Annotated in this window: 13 protein-coding genes; 4 read left to right on the top strand and 9 right to left on the bottom strand. The window is 65.8% G+C overall.

What is annotated here, in order from left to right; all coding sequences use genetic code 11:
* Positions 1-52: 52 nt before the first annotated feature.
* Entirely contained in the window at positions 53-1,708 is a 1,656-nt protein-coding gene (locus AC3RCC_RS25920; RefSeq protein WP_492257054.1) for an acetolactate synthase large subunit, read from the bottom strand.
* Between the two features lie 955 nt (positions 1,709-2,663).
* Here AC3RCC_RS25920 and AC3RCC_RS25915 point away from each other — a divergent pair.
* Positions 2,664-3,152, top strand: a complete 489-nt coding sequence (locus AC3RCC_RS25915; RefSeq protein WP_291635197.1) for a response regulator transcription factor — start codon at positions 2,664-2,666, stop codon at positions 3,150-3,152.
* Between the two features lie 28 nt (positions 3,153-3,180).
* On the opposite strand, the gene AC3RCC_RS25910 is transcribed toward AC3RCC_RS25915, so the two are convergent.
* From AC3RCC_RS25910 to AC3RCC_RS25875, 8 genes are all read right to left on the bottom strand, one after another.
* Positions 3,181-4,398 carry a glycosyltransferase gene (locus AC3RCC_RS25910; RefSeq protein ID WP_291635200.1) on the bottom strand — a complete coding sequence of 406 codons (1,218 nt, stop codon included), beginning with the start codon at positions 4,396-4,398 and terminating at the stop codon, positions 3,181-3,183.
* Positions 4,376-5,602 (bottom strand): MATE family efflux transporter, encoded by a 1,227-nt coding sequence (locus tag AC3RCC_RS25905; protein ID WP_291635201.1) that lies wholly within the window; start codon positions 5,600-5,602, stop codon positions 4,376-4,378. The genes AC3RCC_RS25910 and AC3RCC_RS25905 overlap by 23 nt, the downstream gene beginning before the upstream one ends.
* A 3-nt stretch (positions 5,603-5,605) precedes the next feature.
* Positions 5,606-7,849, bottom strand: a complete 2,244-nt coding sequence (locus tag AC3RCC_RS25900; RefSeq protein WP_492257053.1) for an NAD-dependent epimerase/dehydratase family protein — start codon at positions 7,847-7,849, stop codon at positions 5,606-5,608.
* A complete protein-coding gene (locus tag AC3RCC_RS25895) occupies positions 7,846-9,111 on the bottom strand; it encodes a glycosyltransferase family 4 protein (protein ID WP_492257052.1) in 1,266 nt (421 codons plus the stop codon). The genes AC3RCC_RS25900 and AC3RCC_RS25895 overlap by 4 nt, the downstream gene beginning before the upstream one ends.
* A complete protein-coding gene (locus tag AC3RCC_RS25890) occupies positions 9,108-10,073 on the bottom strand; it encodes an NAD-dependent epimerase/dehydratase family protein (RefSeq protein WP_291647631.1) in 966 nt (321 codons plus the stop codon). Before AC3RCC_RS25890 ends, AC3RCC_RS25895 begins: the two co-directional genes overlap by 4 nt.
* A gap of 17 nt (positions 10,074-10,090) precedes the next feature.
* Complete coding sequence (locus AC3RCC_RS25885; RefSeq protein ID WP_492257051.1) at positions 10,091-12,256, bottom strand: GumC family protein; 2,166 nt, start codon at positions 12,254-12,256, stop codon at positions 10,091-10,093.
* Positions 12,257-12,425: 169 nt separating this feature from the next.
* Entirely contained in the window at positions 12,426-13,835 is a 1,410-nt protein-coding gene (locus AC3RCC_RS25880) for a mannose-1-phosphate guanylyltransferase/mannose-6-phosphate isomerase (protein ID WP_492257050.1), read from the bottom strand.
* 36 nt (positions 13,836-13,871) lie between these two features.
* Positions 13,872-15,179, bottom strand: a complete 1,308-nt coding sequence (locus AC3RCC_RS25875; RefSeq protein ID WP_492257049.1) for a polysaccharide biosynthesis/export family protein — start codon at positions 15,177-15,179, stop codon at positions 13,872-13,874.
* Positions 15,180-15,708: 529 nt separating this feature from the next.
* On the opposite strand from AC3RCC_RS25875, the gene AC3RCC_RS25870 reads away from it, so the two are divergent.
* From AC3RCC_RS25870 to AC3RCC_RS25860, 3 genes are read left to right on the top strand one after another with little or no spacing between them, the layout of a single operon-like run.
* Positions 15,709-16,689 carry a UDP-glucuronic acid decarboxylase family protein gene (locus AC3RCC_RS25870; RefSeq protein ID WP_291638188.1) on the top strand — a complete coding sequence of 327 codons (981 nt, stop codon included), beginning with the start codon at positions 15,709-15,711 and terminating at the stop codon, positions 16,687-16,689.
* The gene (locus tag AC3RCC_RS25865) at positions 16,686-17,513 is read left to right on the top strand and encodes a WecB/TagA/CpsF family glycosyltransferase (protein WP_291638142.1); all 828 of its coding nucleotides are present in this window, start codon (positions 16,686-16,688) and stop codon (positions 17,511-17,513) included. The genes AC3RCC_RS25870 and AC3RCC_RS25865 overlap by 4 nt, the downstream gene beginning before the upstream one ends.
* Before the next feature lie 39 nt (positions 17,514-17,552).
* Entirely contained in the window at positions 17,553-18,545 is a 993-nt protein-coding gene (locus tag AC3RCC_RS25860; protein WP_291638143.1) for an NAD-dependent epimerase/dehydratase family protein, read from the top strand.
* Positions 18,546-18,554: the final 9 nt, after the last annotated feature.

Here is an 18,554-nt window from a genome sequence, read left to right as displayed (position 1 = left end):
TCTAATGAAATGGCTCCTCAGGATGAGAGCTGAAGATGCGGGTTTCTCCGGCTCAAGCCAACTCCACATCCGGCGAGCGGTTGCGCAGTTCCTCGACCAGCACTCGCGTGTTCTCGGAATAGTCGATCGGCACCTCGACGAGATGGACGCCGCCGCCGGCGAAGGCCGCCTCCAGTGTCGGAACGAGGTCCTCGACCGCCTCGACGCGCGAGCCCCTGGCGCCATAGGCTTGCGCATAGCGGACGAAATCGGGGTTGCCGAAGCTCATACCGTAGTCGGGGAAGCCGTCGACCGCTTGCTTCCAGCGGATCATGCCATAGGCGCTGTCGTTCAGGATCACCACGACGAGGTTTAGGCCGAGCCTAACGGCGGTCTCCATCTCCTGCGAGTTCATCATGAAGCCGCCATCGCCGCAGACTGCCATCACCCGGCGGCCGGGATTGAGCATCGCCGCCATCATCGCCGAGGGCAGGCCGGCGCCCATCGTCGCCAGCGCATTGTCGAGCAGCAGTGTATTCGCGACATGGGTTCGGTAGTTCCGCGCGAACCAGATCTTGTACATGCCATTGTCGAGGCAGACGATGCCGTCCTCCGGCATCACCTTGCGGACGTCGTGGACGATGCGCTGCGGCGTCGGCGGGAAACGGTCCTCCTCTGCGCGGTCGTTGATCCGCGCCAGGATCTTCTGGCGCAGCTCCAGCAGATGCGCATCGGCCTCGAGCTTGCCGCCCAGCCTGTCGGCGAGGGCGGTGACGGTCGCGCCGATATCGCCGATGACCTCGGCATCGGGATGGTAGACCTGCTCGACCGTGGCTGACTGGTAGCCGATATGGATCACCTTCGAGCCGCCGGCGCTCTTCATCAGGAAGGGCGGCTTCTCGACCGTGTCATGGCCGATCGCGATGATCAGGTCGGCCTGCTCGACGGCACGGTGGACATAGTCGCCCTCCGAGAGGGCCGCCGTGCCGATATAGAGATTGGAGCCGCCGGTCACGGCGCCCTTGCCCATCTGGGTGTTGAAGAAGGGCAGGCGGGCGCGGCGCACGAAGGCCGAGAGCGCCTCGATCAGGCGCGGGCGGTTGCCGGCGGCGCCGATCATCACGAGCGGGCGCTTGGCGGCGAGGATCATCGCCGCGGCGCGGTCGAGCGCCCCGGGATCGGCGACCGGTCGTTCCAGCGGGTGCACCGGGATCAGCGGGATGCCTTCGATTTCTTCGGAGGCGATATCCTCGGGCAGTTCGAGATGCACCGGTCCCGGCCGCTCCTCCATCGCGACGCGGAAGGCATCGCGCACCGCGGAGGGAATGCTCGCGGCGCTGACGATTTGCCGGGTCATCTTGGTCAGCGGCTTCATCGAGGCGACGACGTCGACGATCTGGAAGCGGGCCTGTTTGGCGGTCATGATCGCCTTCTGGCCGGTGATCAGGATCATCGGCATGGCCCCCAGATGGGCATAGGCCGCACCGGTCGAGAAGTTCAGTGCGCCGGGGCCGAGCGTCGCGATGCAGACGCCGGGTTTTCCGGTCAGCCTGCCATGTGTCGCCGCCATGAAGGCGGCGGCCTGCTCATGACGGGTCAGTACCAGTTCGATTTTCGAGGTCCGCAAGGATTCGACGACGTCGAGATTCTCCTCGCCCGGCACGCCGAAAATGCGGTCGACGCCCTCGTTCTCGAGCGCCGCGACCAGAAGATCGGATCCCTTGCTCATTCCCTGCCGCCTTTCCGGTCACCTGCCTCGTTGCTGCGAGGCTAGGCGCTTGCCGGACACAGGGGAAGCATGCTTTCGGCGTGGTGTGCCGTCCGTTTGCCGGTTGGCGGTCACGGTGCCGTCGCTGCGAAAAGACCTGGGGAGCACACATACCTGCCATGATAGCAGAGGCTGTCTGGGAGCACGCTGTGCCGGCGGCGCGGAAGGGCTTGGGGCCGAACGATTTCATGGCCGGCGACGTGACGGCCGGCGCGCCATAATCGGGGCTCGTGAGAGGTACTCCGTTCGAGGGAGGCTGGAGGACAAAAAAGGGGGGTAACGAGAAAAGAGCCTCACTGCTTGCGGGGCGGGCTGGATAGTGTCGACTATGAAGTTTCTTACAAAAAAATATCAATTCATTATAGCATGCAAAGGATCAATTTTAATTTAAATGCCATTTTAGAGATGATCATATCTTTGTTCAATTGGATATATTGTTCGTTGATCTTCAATTCTATTTGTTAGAATTTAATAGAATTGTACGATTCTTGTTTCATATTGAAATAACGGCGGCTGATTAAAGGTTAATATTTTAATCAAAATTTCGTGTTCTGGCTAGGGATAGCTTGTCATACCCCCTCCAGGTGAGTATCTTGATGTAGTTATATAGTAGGATAGATGACTATGAATACTGCTGGAGACCAAAATGCTATAGATAAGGGGACTTGTTATGAGTGGAGTGAGTACAGCATTTATCGACCGGTGTGCTCTCTTTTCAGAGGGTGTTCGCGAAATACTTGGAAATCGTGGTTTTGATATCGTAGCTTCAGCTAGTGATTTCGACGATTTTACGAATAAATGCCGAGACCTGAGAGGTCTGTCTCTGATTATTATATGCGTAAATGATGATATCGATTTGATGGAAAGAAGTATTCTAAGTTTTAGAAATTTGTTTTCGGATTCGAAGATCGTCATATTGTCGGATGACTACGATACGAGGCAGGTTCAGCTTGCTTTCAAGCTATCTGTTTCAGCTTATCTTCTGAAGCGGATTAATTTCGTTACACTTGTGAAGTCTCTTGAGCTGGTCATGCTTGGCGAGAGCCTGTTTCCTGCGGATGTCCTGAAGGAGATCGGCAAGGAGCATGGCGTCGACATTCACGTCGAGAAGGAAGTCATTGCCTATTCGCCGCCGCCCTCCAATTCGGGCCGCGGCCTGTCCGCGCGTGAGATGCAGATTCTCAAATGCCTGATCCAGGGCGACTCCAACAAGGTCATCGCCCGGCGTCTGCAGATCGGCGAAGCGACGGTGAAGGTCCATATCAAGGCGATCTTGCGTAAGATCCGGGTCCAGAACCGGACGCAGGCCGCGATCTGGGCGGTCAGCCATCTGGAACCGGCGCCGGCCGCCGAGCTCAGCGGCATCGGGTATGGCAGCGAGTCGATCATCGCCGCCGCGTCTTGAGGCTCGCTCTCGAGCCGCGATGTGAGGCTCATCCAGCCAGGTAAAGCTTGCGAAGTTCCGCGACGATCGGCGTCCAGTCTCCGATTTCGGTCGCCATCGCATGTGCTTCCAGCATCATGCTCCGCCAGCCCTCCTCGGAGGACAGCGCCGCCTTGTGAAAAGCTTCCGCGACCGCGTCTGCCGTCAGATCGCGCATGACGAGGCCGGCATTGGCGCTCGCCACCTGTTCTGCGAGCCCGGTTTCCTGCGAAACCACCAGTGGAAGCCCCGCGAGTGCGGCCTCCAGCGCCGCGATCGGCACGCCGTCGAAGCGCGAAGGCTGTACGAAGAAGTGCCAGTCCGACATCTTCCTATGCTTCTCCTCGCCGAAGCATGGGCCCTGGATATCGATCGCATCGGTTATGCCGAGCGTGGCGGCCATCGCGGCCAGAATGTCTCGCGCCGGCCCGGTGCCGATCAGAACCAGGCGCCCGCCGCCGCCCTGCCTGCGATAAATCGCGAAACCTTCGACCAGGAGATCGAGGCCCTTGTGCACGATCTCGTAGCGGCCGCAGAAACCGAAGATCGGGAACTCCGCAAAGCTGACATGACGGCTGGGACGCCGCGGAACCCCGTCGAAGACGCTGGAATAGGCCGCGTTCGGGACGATCTGGACATTCGCATCGGGGGCGAGCCGGCTGATGATGCGCGCCTCGGCGACGGAGACCGCCTGGACGAAACGCGCCAGCTCCAGCGCCCGGCACTCGAAGAGGCGCAGATAGGCCGCGGTTCGCCAGCTCGCGACACGGCCTCGCGGGGCGAATACATGCGAATACCGGCCATGCACGGTGACGCCGAAGGGGAGGCCGCGTCGGGCGAGCGCCCGTGCCAGCGACGGCAGCAGCAATTGCCGGGCGGTGTGGATATGGAACACCGTGTTCGGTCCGGCTCCTGCCGTCATCGCCGCGATGATCGGCTCGGCGAGATCATAGACCCTTCCGGCCAGCTGCCTGCCGTCGAGAGGCAGGATCAGGGTCGGCAGATCGACGGCCTCTCCGCCGCCGTCCTGGTCATGGCTGCGCAGGAACAGGATCCTGGCATCGTCGCCGGCGGCGATCTGCTCGCGCGCCATCCTGCGCACGACATGGTGGACGCCGTTGGCGGCGGAAGGGTGCGGGCCGGCGTCGTCGATCACGACATGGCGGATGTCGAGGCTGGCGCGCGGAGGCGCGGAGCGAGCGGTCTCAGGCAGCAGAAGGTCGACCATGGGCAATCATCCTCGTCAGGAACCAGTGCGCGCTCAGCAGCCGCACCAGATTCGAGCCGCCGAACGTGATGCAGGCGCCGATCAGCCCGTATGGCTGGACCAGCGGCAGGAACAGCGCGGCGGCCGCCAGCGTGCCGGCAGCGCTGACGAGCAGGGCCAGCCGAGCAGCGTCGACGCCATGCATGAAGGAGCAGATCATGTCGGCGGAGTAGCCGAGCAGCCAGCTGATCGCGAGAATCCGGATCGGCAGGGCGAGCCCGAGATAGCTGGAATCCGCGCCATACAGCAGCAGGAGCACAAGGTCCGGTGCCGCGAGCAGCACCGCATAGCAGGGCAGCAAGGGTAATGTGCCGATCAGGGCATAGTCCCGCGCTGCCTTCCAGGCGGCCCGGTAGCCTTCGCGGGATTTGCGCGCCGCCGCCTGCGGGATGACGTTGCACAGGCCGAGCAGGATCGGGTTGGCGAGGTTCACGACATTGAGCGCCGCCTGGAAGGCCGCTGTCGCCGCGGCGCCGAACATCGCGGTCAGTCCCCAAAGCAGGATCTGGATCCGCAGGGCGCCGACGAAGTTGTTGGCGAGCGACCAGCGCCCGAGCGACCAGAACTCGCTGAAGGTCGGGCGCAGCGTCCTGGCGGCTGGCCGCTCGGCGTGCACGAGGCGGGAGGAGACCAGGAGCGCCACGCCCGATGCGGCCGCCATGCAGAAGAAGACGCCAGGCAGCGTCAGCGTGCCCCGTTGCAGCAGGATCAGTACGGCGAGTGGCGCGCCAAGATAGGCGATGCTGTCGCCGACGAGCGCGTCGCGATGGCGGAACTCGGCGAACAGGACGCGTCGCAGCGCTTCCTGTCCCTGCCAGACGGTGAGATGGAGCGCCACGGGCAAGGCGAGGTCGGACCGTGCCATGACGACGAGCCCAAGGGCGAGCAGCGCTGCTGCCGGCAGCAGGAGCAGCGGCAGCAAGGCAAGACTGCGCCCGGCGAGCGCCGGGCGCTCCTCCTCGGGCAGTCGCGCGATCCGGATCGACATCGGATAGAAGATCACCGAGCTGATCGAGAGCTGGATCATCAGCAGGATGCCGAAGATCAGCGCGAAGATGCCGTATTCGACCGGCGCCATATGGCGCGCCAGCACGATGTTGAGCAGGAAGGCGCCGAGGCTGACGACGCCCTGATCGATCAAGGTCCAGGAGGCATGGCGCAGCAAGGCTCAACTCGCTTTGGCTAGCGTTGCGGGAGCTTCCGGCGCGGCATGGGTCGAGGCCCGGGCGGCCTCGCCCGCCCGGCAAAGATCGCTATAGGCCCAGCGCAGATAGGCGCCGGTGACCGCCATGCCTTCGGCAAAACCATGACGCGGTCGGTAGCCTAGCAGGCGCGCCGCCTTGTCGTTGCTGGCATAGGCCTGGGATTCATAGAGGGCGAGCGCGCGCGGATCGGGCAGGTGACGGAGCCCGAAGCGTCGGCCGCCGCCGCCGCCGAAATAGGCCTTGGTCACCAGCTTGTGCAGACCGGGCGGCAAGGCATCGTAGCCGGCCTGCAGCGCCTGGCGCGCTGGCGGCCAGCGGACGATGATCTGGACCAGGCGCTTCGGGTTGGCGAGCACCGCCTTGATGTCGCGCATGAGGCCGCTGTTCTCGCCGCGAATTCGGGCGCTGGGCCAATAGACCGGCGGTGGCACCTGGATGGCCTGCGCGATGGCGCCGAAGAACTTGCCCCAGCTCACCGGTTCCGGGCCGGAGATGATGAAGCGCTCCCCGACTGCCGCGGGGCGCAGCGCGGCGAGCAGCATCGCGTCGATCAGGTCCTCGATGAAGACGGCATTGCAGACGCCGTCCCCGGCATCGGGCAGGATGACGTCGCCGGTGATCAGCATCTGGGCCGGGGCATCCGCCCAGGGCTTGGAGAATGGGCCGTAGACCACGGCCGGCTGGATGATCGAGGCCGGCACGCCCTCCTCGCGGGCGGCCTTCAGCGTGCGGGCCTCGAGGTCGAGCTTGTTGCGGGCATAGGGCCAGGAGACGTCGCCATCGCGGGTCTCCTCGGTCAGCTTGCCGTCCGGAAACGGCTCGTAGACCGAGAAGCTGCTGAGATAGACGAAGCCCTTGACCTTCTGCCTGGCGGCGCCCGCCAGCAATTGTTCGAGCCCGTCGAGATTGGCCTTGCGGGAGCGGTGGTCATAGGCGCAGTGAAAGACGTAATCGACCCCGTCGAAGGCGCGGGAGGCGGGGCCGGCTTCGCCGAGCCTGCCGTTGACGATCTCGACCGGCAGCCGGGCGAGGCGTGTCGCCTGGCCGAAGCTGCGCACGAGGCAGCGCACCTTGACGCCCTGCTCGACCAGCCGCTCGGCGAGCCTGCCACCGATGAAGCCAGCCGCGCCGGTGAGCAGCGCCGTGCTGCCGGCGGGCAGGCGGGGCATGTCGTCCGCGTCGCCATCGACCGCGTCGCTGCGCCAGCCGAGCGTCAGCGGTTCGCGATTGGCGTAGCAGCGCTCGATCAGCGCGACGGAGCGGGCGCCTTCGCTGCCGGGAATGCCGGCAGTGACCTCGCCCGCGACGCTCCGGGCGAAATCGCGCAGCTCGGAATCGAACAGTTCGGGGAAAAGCTGCAGCGGCAGGTCGGCCGCCGCCCGCCCTTCATGGCGGAAGGCGAGCGCGTTGGGTGAGCCGTCGAGGACGATGTTCTTGGAGAGGTGGACCTCGACGAAACCGGCGCTGCCCTGGATCTGGATCGTGTCGCGCAGATCGCGGGTGCGGCTGAGCTCGACCGTTCCCGTCGCGCCCGAAGCCATCCTGCATTCGAGCAGGCAGTCGGCCTCCACCCCTTGTGCGGCATCGTCGCGGTAGCGCAGCGAGGCGACGTCGCCGAGCCACCAGAGCAGCAGGTCGAGCGTGTGTGCACCGGTATCCATCAGCACGCCGCCGGCGGCGAGTTCGCGCCGGAGCAGCGCATCGGAGCTGGTCGCCCAGTTGAAGACGAAGCCCTCGCGAATGCTGAAGCTGCGGATCGTGCCGAGCGAGCCGGATTCGATCAGCGCCTTGAGCCAGCGCGCGCCGAGCAGATAGCGCCGCAGCAGACCAACCCTGAGGCTGAGCCCGCGGGTCTCGGCCTCGCCGATCATCGTCTGGCACTGCTCCGAGGTCACGGCCAGCGGCTTCTCCATGAACAGATGCTTGCCGGCCTTGAGCAGCTCGGTTCCGATCGGGCCATGGAAGACGTGCGGCACGGCGACGATGGCGGCATCGAACTTGTCGGCGGCCTCACGCCAGTCGGCGGCGCGGACGACATCGCGGCCGTGCCGGCCGAGCTTGCCGGCAAGCAGGGCCACGCGCTCGGGCGAGCGGTCGATCAGCACCGAGGGCAGCCAGCCGAGCCGACGCAGTGCAGGCAGGATGTGATGGTCGACGACCGCTCCGCAGCCGATGATCGCGAGACGCTTGGGGGTGGCGGAGCTCATGCTCGTGTTCCTCGCTGAACCGTATGGGGTAGGCAGTGGGCGGAGACGGCAGAGGCGCGGGCCTGCGAGGGCGCTGCGAGCGCCTTTTCATATTCGGCGAAGGCCCGCTCGGCTGCATTGTCCCAGGTAAAGTGCCGGGCGACACGCGCCTTGGCCTGCTGCCCCATGCTCCGCAGCCGCTCAGGCTGCGCCGCCAGCGCGCTGATCGTCTCGCGCAGCCCGCCGACATCGCCCGGCTCGACCAATTGGCCGCTGCCCTGGTCGAGCTGGTGCGGGATGCCGCCGACGCGGGAAGCCAGCACCGGCAGCCCATGGGACATCGCTTCCAGGACGACGAGCGGGAAGGTGTCGGCCAGGGTCGGGAAGACGAAGAGGTCGGAACGGCGGAACAGGGCCTCGACTTCGCGATCCGAGACGCGTCCGGTGACGATGATGCGCTGATCGGAGCGCCGCTTGCGGTTGGCGAGGCTGTAGTCGATCTCGGGGCGCGTCTCGCCGCCGACGATCAGGGTGTACGGGCAATTCAGTCCACTGAAGGCCTCGAGCAGGATCGGAAGGCCCTTGTTCGGCGTGTGGTTCGCCAGGAACATGGCGGTGAGCTCGCCAGGGCGCCGGGCCGGCACGCCGAGCCTGCGGCAGATGGCGGTGTCTTCGCCGCTATCGGCCGGACCGGGCAGCGGCACGCCGTTGGGAACCAGGGCGAAGCTGCCGGCAAAGCCCATCGCCGCAACGATTTCGCGATCCGCAGGCGACAGGCCGAGGACGGCCGCGGCTCCGCGCACCGTCTGCTGCACCGGGCCTGTCACCAGGGTCCGCCAGGCCAGACGGCGCAGCGGGCCGAAGCCGTAGATCCGCGTTCCGTTGGCGATCTCGTTGAAGCCATGCGTCGATACGACATAGGGCACGCCGGCCGCCCGGCAGGCCCGGGCGATCCGGGCCATTTCCAGCGCCGGCATCGGATTGTGCAGATGCACCAGGTCGAAGCCGCCCGTGTGCAGCATCTCCGGGATGTCGGAGCGGTAGAACAAGGTGCGGTAGCGGTTCGGGACCCGGTCCCAGGGCAGCGGCTGAGGCAACCCGACTTTGACCGGCGCGCGCCGCAGGCCGCCGGCATCCGCCTCGCGCAGCTGCGCGCCCATCATGCTGGCGACGGTGATGTCGCAATGCCGCGAAAGCGCGGCGCTGAGCTGCTCGGCGGCCCGGCCGGCGCCGCTGACGCTGAGATGCGGCGGAGCCACGATCGCGGCGAGGACCTTCATCATTGATATTTCTCCACCAGCGCACGGGCGAGGTCCGGTGCGCGCCAGAGGTCGCGCAGCGCGTCGTCGATGGTGAAGGCCGGGACCCAGCCGAAGCGTCGGCGGATCTGGGTGGTGTCGGCGGCCAGGAAGGGGCGGTCGACCGGCCTGATCCGGCTGCCATCCTGCTCCAGCTCGAATTCGATGTCGGCAATGGCGCGCAGCTTGTGCAGGACCTCCTCGACCGAATAGGGCTGCGAGGAGCCGAGATTCACCGTGACCGTGCTTTCCGTTTGCAACCGCCTGGCGGTCGCGATCGTGGCGAAGCCGCGCGCCGCATCCTCGACATGGATGTAGTCGCGCTTCGGCCAGAGATTGCCGAGCCGGACCACGCGATGGCCGGCCTTCAACTGCGCGACGATCTCGGGCAGGAGATGCGGATTGGTCTCGCCGGGGCCGACCACGTTGAACAGGCGGACGATGACCGCGGAGAGCGAGCGCTGCTGCGCGAGATAGCGGACATATTGCTCGCCATGCAGCTTGCTCATGCCATAGATGTCGTTCGGCTCGAGCGCCGCCGACATCTCGCAATGCGGGGCGAGGTCGGGCTTGTAGACCGCGCCGCTGCTCGCGAAGACGAAGCGCGTGCCGCTTTGTGCCGCGAGCAGGACGCTGACCAGGCCGAGCAGGTTGGTCCGCAGCGCCAGTGCCGGATCGTTCTCGCATTCGGGGATGTAGTGGATCGCGGCCAGATGGACGATGACATCCGGCCGGAACTCCCGGACGAGCCGCGCCATCGCCAACTCGTCGGTGATGTCGAGGCGCTCGAAGCGGATGCGTTCGAGATCGGCCGGCGTGAAGCGGAGCTCGCCATAGCGGAGATTGTCGACGACGCAGACATCGTGCTGCTCGTAGAGCTGGCGGGTCAGCTGGCGGCCGACATAGCCGTTGCCGCCTGTGATGATGATGCGATCGCGCAGGCCCAAGGTCACCTCCCCGGCATTCAGTCGAAATCGGCGTAATATTTGCGAATCCTGTAGGCGGAGGACGGGGCGCGGAAGCTCTGGAAGCTCGCATAGCGCTCGACGTCCACCTGGGTCAGAAGCACGCCGTGGACCCTCATGCCGCCGTCGCAGAGCCGTTTCACCGCCGCGGCGACGGTGGCTTTCGGCGTGTCCTGCCAGCGCGCCGCGTGCAGGACGATGTCGGCGAAATGGGCGAGGATCAGCGCATCCGCGGCCAGCAGGACCGGCGGTGCTTCGATCAGCACGACGTCGAAGGACGAGCGCGCCTCCATGACCAGATCCGCGAGCGTCGCCGGCGTGAAGGCGGAGGCGCTGTCGGAAAGGCCGCCGCGACGGTGCACCACCGAGAGCTGGCGCGCTTCGCTGGCCGCCAGCGGTGCCCTTCGCCGCAGCAGCGGATTGCGCAGCGGCATGTCCGCCGGGCTCCATTGCCGGCCGCTTTCGAGCGCCCGCTTGCGCGCGGCGCTGCCGGCGACGATGTCCTCGAGCGCCGCCTTCCCGGTGCCGTCGAGCTCGCTGCGCGGAGAAGCGTCGACGACGAGAACGCGACGTCCCATCTCGACGAGGCAATGGGCGAGAGCCTCGAGCGCCTGCGACTTGCCCTGCTCGGGGAGGGCCGAGGTCATCAGCAGGACTTTGGCCGGCCCGGATTCCGCGAGACGGTGGGTGGCGATGATCGCGCGCAGGATTTCGCGCTGGGTGGCGGCGTTGACCCGGGCATCGCCTGGCTGCAGCGCCGGCAGCAGGCCGATGCAGGGGCTGCCCGTGGCGGCCAGCACCTCCTCTTCCTTACGGAAGCCGACATCCCGGCGTTCGAGCAGGAAGGTGAGGAGCCCGCCGAACACGGCGGCGCCGAGCCCGGAGAGCGCCAGGGTCAGCCCCTTCTTCGGGCCGGCCGGGGCCCGGCTTGGTTCCGCCGCCGCCATGATCTGCGCCACGACCGGCTTCAGCTCGGACAGGGCGCGGGCCTGCATATGACCCTCGTTCAAGACCTTGAGGCGCTCGCGCAGCGCATCGGCCCGGCTCTGCAGGGTCCGCAGCTCCGCTTCTCTCGCCCGCGCATCGATCAGGCTCGATTTCGCCTTGCCGACGCCGGTTTCCAGCTCTTCCTCGACACGGCGTGCGCTCTTCACGTCCTCAGTGATCGCAGCCAGCGCATTCGCGACCTCGTTCTGCAGGCGCGCCTCCGCCTCTTGCTGCAAAGCGCGGGCCTGGATCACCGAAGGATGGCGCTCGCCGGTTGCGGCGGCCTGCGTGCTGGCTTGCCGGCGCGCCGTCTCCCGGCTTTCGATCAGCCGCTGAATCTGAGGCAGTGCCGCGATGTCGGGCGGGATGTTGCCTTCGGCGGCCGCCAGCTTGGCGCGCTCGAGCCGCGATTCCTCGTTCACCCGCGCGAGCGTGGCGGCGCTGACCTGGCTCGAAATCTCGCGCAGCCGCTGCTGCAGCAGCACCGCGCCTTCCGCAGTGGTCTCGACGATGCCGGAGCTGCGGCGGTAGTCGGCGGCAGCGCGCTCGGCCTGTTCGAGGCTCTTGCGCGTGACCTCGATCTGGTCGGCATACCATTCGGCGGCCCGGCGGGCCGAAGCGGAACTCGTTTCGCCGCGATTGGCGAGATAGGTATCGGCGAATCGGTTGGCGATCTCGGCGGCCTTGGCCGGCGTATTGGCAGTGTAGCCGATCTCGATCAGATAGGAGCGGCTGTCGTTCCGGACCGTGAGATTGCGCGCCAGCTGCTCGATCTGCGACTCGAGTTGCTCCGGATCGGGGACGGGCGCTCCCAGCCGTGCAGCGGGCTTGGCGGCGGCCTCGGCGGCGAGCTGTTCGGCGACCTGGCGGGTAATCGTGCGGGAGCGGACGAAGCGAGATTCGGTCTCGACGAGGGCGCTCGCATCGAGCGGCAGGCCGGCGGTGCGACGGCCGGTCGGATCATCGCGGCTGAAATCGATCTGGACGAGGGAGGTCGCGGCATAGCGCTTCTCGCTCGTCAAAAGGAAGGCCGTGGCAGCGAGCAGCGCCAGCGCGATCAGCCCGATGATCATCCGGCGGCGGCGCCACAGCGCGAGGCCGGCCTCGTAGCCGACATGCTCGAAATGCCGTGGAGCGCCTTCTTCCAGCCGGATCGGATTCTGGAACGCCCAGTTCATGACCTTAACGCGGCCTTCTGTGGCGAAGCGCTGGGCTTGCCGGGGTTGCTCGGGGCGGGGATCGTCGAAAGCGGCGTGCTCCCGGCCGGGATGGTGCGGACCGGGCCGAAGGCCCAGGGCCCGCACCGTGGCGATGGGTTGCCGGCAAAGGGGCGCGGCGAGCCCATCGTCAGACTCGCTGATAAATGTCCTCGATGCGGACGATGTCGTCCTCACCGAGGTAGTCGCCGCACTGCACCTCGACGAGCTCGACCGGTGTGTTGCCGGGGTTCTCGAGCCGGTGGATGGCGCCGAGCGGGATATGGGCGTGCTGGTTCGGCGTCAGCAGCCGGACCTCTTCGCCGACCGTGACCTGGGCGGTGCCGCGGACCACCACCCAGTGTTCGGCGCGATGCCCATGCCTCTGCAGCGAGAGCCGGCCCTTCGGATGGACGACGATACGCTTGACCTGAAAATCGTCGCCGCAATCGGTGACCTGGTACCAGCCCCAGGGGCGATAGACCTTGCAATGGGTGTCGGCCTCCTGCCGCCCGGTCTGGCGCAGGCCTTCGACGATCTGCTTGACCTCGCCGCTGCGGTGGCGGTCGGTCACGAGGATCGCGTCCTTGTTGACGATGACGATCAGATCCTCGACGCCGTGCACCGAGGTCAGCGGCCCGTCACTCGAGACATAGCAGCCATGGGCGTCGGAGAGGACGACTTCGCCCCGGCTGACATTGCCGGCCCCGTCCTGGTCACTGACGGCCCAGAGCAGGTCCCAATTGCCGACATCCGACCAGCCGCAGGCGAGCGGCACCACGACCGCGCGCGCCGTCCGCTCCATCACCGCATAGTCGATCGAGAGCTGTTCGGCTTCGCCATAGGATTTTGCCTCGAGCGCGAAGACGCCGGGCGAGACGGTGGCCTGCTCGGCGGCTCGTGCCACGGCGGCAGCGCTGGCGGGCTGGTGCAGCGCATACTCCTCGATCAGGGTGCGCGCGCTGGCCATGAAGTTGCCGGAGTTCCACAGCATCCCGTCGAGGACATAGCGCCTGGCCCGCTCGGCATCGGGCTTCTCGATGAAGCGCCTGACGGTTCGAGCGCCGCTGGGCAGCGTCTCGCCGGGCTCGATATAGCCATAGCCCGTAGCGGGATCGGTCGGCAGGATCCCGAAGGTCACCAGCCAGCCGGCCGCCAGCGCCGGCAGGCCGGCGAGAACGGCGGTGCGGAAGGCCTCGCCGTCACGGACCTGATGATCCGAGGCGAGTATCAACAGCGGCACATCGGGGTCGCTTTGCCCAGCCAGGGTCGCCGCGGCGATGATCGCCGGCGCCGTGTCGCGGCGGGCGGGCTCGAGCACGAAGTCGGCCAGAACATCGATTTCGGCGAGCTGCTGCTCGGCGATGAAGCGATAGGTCTGGTTGGTGATGATCACGGGCCGGCCGAATTCCGGCCCCGTGACCCGCAGCACCGTCTGCTGGAAGATCGAATAGCCACCGACGCGCAGCGCGAACTGCTTCGGGAAGGATTCGCGCGACATCGGCCAAAGGCGCGTCCCCGCGCCACCACACATGATCAGGGGCCGGATTGGGCAGCTCATGTCTCGCTCCAGTTTCAAGGGCGGGGAAAGGCCGGGTCAGCGCATGGCGGCGGCGGTCGGGGGCAGGTCGGGCTCGGGCGGGCGCTGCCGCTCGACGCGCAGGATGTCCCCGGGTTCGAGCAGGGCGCCTTCGACGACCGGGAAAGTCTCGCTGCGTTGTTCGGTCTGGCGTGTCACGAACAGGGAGCGCTTCGGCGGCCCGGCGGTTTCTTCGGCGAGACCGACCTGGCGCAGCCTGAGCTCACGCGTCAGCCGCGCGGCGGGCAGTGCCGCATCGGTCTCGGCGAGGCGCTGCACGACGTCCTGCATCTCGCTCCAGACACGGCGCTGGAAGGCCTCGCGTGCTTCCCGGATCCGCAGGCTGAGTTCGCCGAGGGCGAGTCCGTTCGACGAGATGTCGGCATTGAAACGGGCAATGTTGCCGCGATTGCGCGCTTCCTCGCGCTGCAATTCGATCCCGGTATAGCGCCGCGCCAGACCCGAGCTGAGCAGGGCGTTGTAGTCGACGAGATGCTGCTGGATCAGTTCGAGCTGGCGCTTCTCGGCATTGAGCTGGTCTTGCACGAAGCGCTTATTGTCCTGGAGCTTCGGCTCCTGCTGCTGCAGCATCTCGATCTGCTGCTGCAGGGCGGAGGTCTGGAAATTGTGCAGCTCGGTCTCGCTGGCCTTGAGCTGCGTCACGAATTCTTCGGAGCCGCGCCCGGCCGCGAGGCTGCTGAAATCGGGGCTGCGCCCGTCACGCTGCGCCTCGAGCCGGATGCGCCGGGCCGTCAGCGTCAGCCTGGTCGTCTCCAGGGCGCGGACCCGTTCATCGGCCTGGACGAAGTCGGTGCGCAGCGCGGCGCGCACCTGTTCCTCGGGAACGCCGAACCCCCCGGCCAGCGCGACCGCGCCGAGCACAGAAACGCCGTGGCGGTAGGGATAAACGCCGGCTGTGCGGACATCGCCGACGACATAGATCGGGCGCGGCTCGGTGAGCCGCACGGACACGACCGGATTCTGCAGATAGCCGTCCGCGAGGCTCTTGGCGACGCGCTGTTCGATCTCCCTGAGGGTGAGGCCGCGCACCGATACGGACCCGACCAGCGGCACGGCTATGCTGTAGCTGGAATCGATCATCGTATCGCCGGACATGTCGGCCTGGCCGAAGACGGTGATGCCGATGCGGTCGCCCGGGGCGACGCGATAGGCGTTCTGCTCGGCCGCCGCGGCTGGGAGGAGCGGGAGAGCGAGCACGCAGAGCCCGGCCAGCCAGGACAATCTCACCGTTGCGGCCGGGGCCCGCACTGCCCGCGCCGGAGACGGCGTCAGGGCCTGCGGTTCGGATGTCTGGCGAGCGGGCATTGCGTGGAACCTTCCTGGATGTCTCCGAACCCGGCCTCCGGGCCATCCGTCATCGGTCTGGCGAGGCGGGTTTGTGAGGACACGCTAGAGCACCGCGCCGGTTTCGATCGGGCGCATTAGGGCGACGAGCCGGGCGCGAAAGGGCTACCCCTCGACAGGTTGGCTCCAAGGCTTTGGAAATATTGCGTTGTTTGGCGGTGGTCGTGGTCATTTCATGTCGCATGGTCAGGGCATTGGCGGGGCCGGGATGCCGGAACCCGGCGACGGCACCTCCCTCCAAAGGGCTGCCGCGTCAGGGGCGGTGCGACGGAGTACCTCTGCAAGATGGGCGTGGCTGATTGAGCATGCCCCGAAATAGCAATTGTCTGATTTCGAAATTATAAATACTTAACAATTGGTTATGCGAAGTAAAAATTAATTTTAAATACGAAATCGAGAGGGCTTATTTCCGAAATTTATAGAGAGATATTCACGACATTATCTTTCTTTGGATGGATATCCCGCCAACATAAATAATCCGGAGAGTAGAATGAAACGGGTTATGGTTTCTGGAGGAGCTGGTTTCCTGGGATCGCATCTTTGCAGGAAATTATTAGCCCAAGGAAATGAGGTTGTCTGTGTTGATAATTATTTCACGGGCAATCGCGGAAATATATCTGATATTCTTTCTGACAAGAATTTTGATGTTCATCGTCATGACATAACGTTTCCGCTCTATGTCGAAGTCGACGAGATTTACAATCTCGCCTGTCCTGCTTCGCCGATCCACTACCAGCATGACCCCGTGCAGACGACGAAGACGAGTGTCATGGGCGCGATCAACATGCTCGGCCTCGCCAAGCGGCTGCGTTGCCGCATTCTCCAGGCTTCGACCAGTGAGGTCTATGGCGATCCCGAGGTCCATCCGCAGCGCGAGGACTATCGCGGCCTGGTCAACATCAACGGTCCGCGCGCCTGCTATGATGAAGGGAAGCGCTGCGCCGAGACCTTGTTCTACGATTATCAGCGCCAGCACGGCCTCGGTATCCGGGTGGCCCGGATCTTCAATACCTATGGCCCGCGCATGCATCCGAAGGATGGTCGGGTAGTCTCGAACTTCATCGTGCAGGCGCTGCGCAACGAGCCGATCACGCTCTATGGCGACGGCAGCCAGACGCGCTCCTTCTGCTATGTCGACGACCTCGTCGACGGGCTGATCCGGCTCATGAACGTCGATGGCGACGTGATCGGACCGGTCAATCTCGGCAATCCGCATGAGATCAGCGTGCGCGAGCTCGCCGAAACCATCATCGAACTGATCGGCTCGCGCTCGGCGCTCGATTTCCGCCCGCTGCCGGCCGATGATCCCCGGCAGCGTTGCCCCGATATCGGGCGCGCCTCCGAGTTGCTGCATTGGAAGCCGCGGGTCGAGCTGCGGGAAGGCCTGTCCCGCACCATCGCCTATTTCGACGAGCTCCTGGCCAAGGCCCCGGCTCCCCCGCAATCGCTGGAGCTGAAGGTGGTGGCATGAACACGCCGATCTCCCGCCCGCCGCTGCCACGCGTCGAGATTCTCGGTGTCCGTGTCGCCGCCATCGACCTGCCCAGGGCGCTCGACACGATCGAGTCCTGGATCGCGGCCGGCAAGCACCATTATGTCTGCATCACCGGCGCGCATGGCGTCATGGAGAGCCGACGCGACCCGGTCCTGCGGGCGATCCACAACCAGGCCGGCATGGCGACGCCGGACGGCATGCCCCTGGTCTGGGTCTCGCGCCTGCTCGGTCATGCCGATACCCGGCGGGTTTATGGGCCGGATCTGATGCGGGCGCTCAGCGCCCTTTCGGCCCAGCGGGGCTACCGGCAATTCTATTATGGCGGCGACAAGGGCGTCGCCGATCAGCTCGCCGCGGCGCTCAAGCGCGATTGCCCCGGCCTCGTCGTCGCCGGGACGCTGTGCCCGCCCTTCCGCCCGCTGACCAGCGACGAGGACGACGATGTCGTGGCCCAGATCAATGCGGCCAAGCCCGACATCGTCTGGGTCGGCCTCAGCACGCCGAAGCAGGAATACTGGATGGCGAGCCATGGCGCGCGCCTCGACGCACCGGTGCTGATCGGCGTCGGCGCCGCCTTCGATTTCCTGGCCGGTCGCAAGGCCCAGGCCCCGCTCTGGATGCAGCGCAACGGACTCGAATGGCTGTTCCGACTCTGCCAGGAGCCGCGCCGCCTCGGCCGCCGCTATCTGCGCATCGTGCCGGGCTTTCTCGCGGCGGTCGGCGGAGACCTCGTCCGGCGTTCGGCGACGACCTTCTGGCTGGGCACGCGGCGGCGCCTGCGCCGCCTGATCACCGGCTGAACCCGTATCCAATCCTCCAATGCAGAGCTGGAGAGCGACATGCCTGACAAGATCGCACTGGTCACCGGCGCCGGCGGCTTCATCGGCCATCATCTCGTCTCGTATCTGGTGGCTCACGGCCACAAGGTACGCGGGGTCGACATCAAGGCGCCGGAATACGAGGCGAGCAAGGCACATGAGTTCGCGCTGCTCGATCTGCGGCTTCCCGGCAATTGCGAGAAGGCGGTCGCAGGGGTCGACGAGGTCTATCATCTCGCCGCCGATATGGGCGGGATCGGCTACATCACCTCGTCCCATGCCGCGATCACGCTGCACAACACGCTGATCAACGTGAACATGGTGAAATCGGCGCGGGAAGCCGAGGTGAAGCGCTTCCTGTTCTCCTCCTCGGCCTGCATCTATCCGCAATATCTGCAGCACAAGCCCGATGTGACGCCACTGCGCGAGGACGATGCCTTCCCGGCCGATCCGGAGGAGGGCTACGGGCTCGAGAAGCTCTATATGGAGAAAATGTGCCAGTACTTTACGGAGGACTGGGGCTTCCCGACCCGCACTGTCCGCTTCCACAATGTCTACGGGCCGCTCGGTACCTATGATGGTGGTCGCGAAAAGGCGCCGGCGGCGATCTGCCGGAAGGTTGCGCTCGCGGCCGATGGCGCCGCGATCGAAATCTGGGGCGACGGCCAGCAGACGCGCTCCTTCATGCATGTCGACGACTGCGTCGAGGGCATCTTCCGCATCATGCGCTCGGACTACGACCGGCCGCTGAATCTCGGCACCGATGAACTGGTCTCCGTCGACCAGCTCGTCGACATGGTGGCCGGGATCGCCGGCAAGCGCATCGTCAAGCAGCATGACCGCTCGCGCCCGCAGGGTGTCCGCGGGCGCAACAGCGACAATTCCCGCCTGCGCGAGGTGCTCGGCTGGGAACCCGGCATCCTGCTGAAGGACGGGCTGAAGCCCACCTATCGCTGGATCGCCGAGATGCTGGCCCGGAAGGCCGAAGCCCCGCAGGTGCAGGCGGCCGAATAGCGCCGCAAC

The sequence above is a fragment of the Allobosea sp. GW823-FHT01F03 genome (assembly GCF_058798075.1).
The sequence above is the reverse complement of the archived record's forward strand: the minus strand, read 5'-3'. Positions and strand labels throughout refer to the sequence as shown.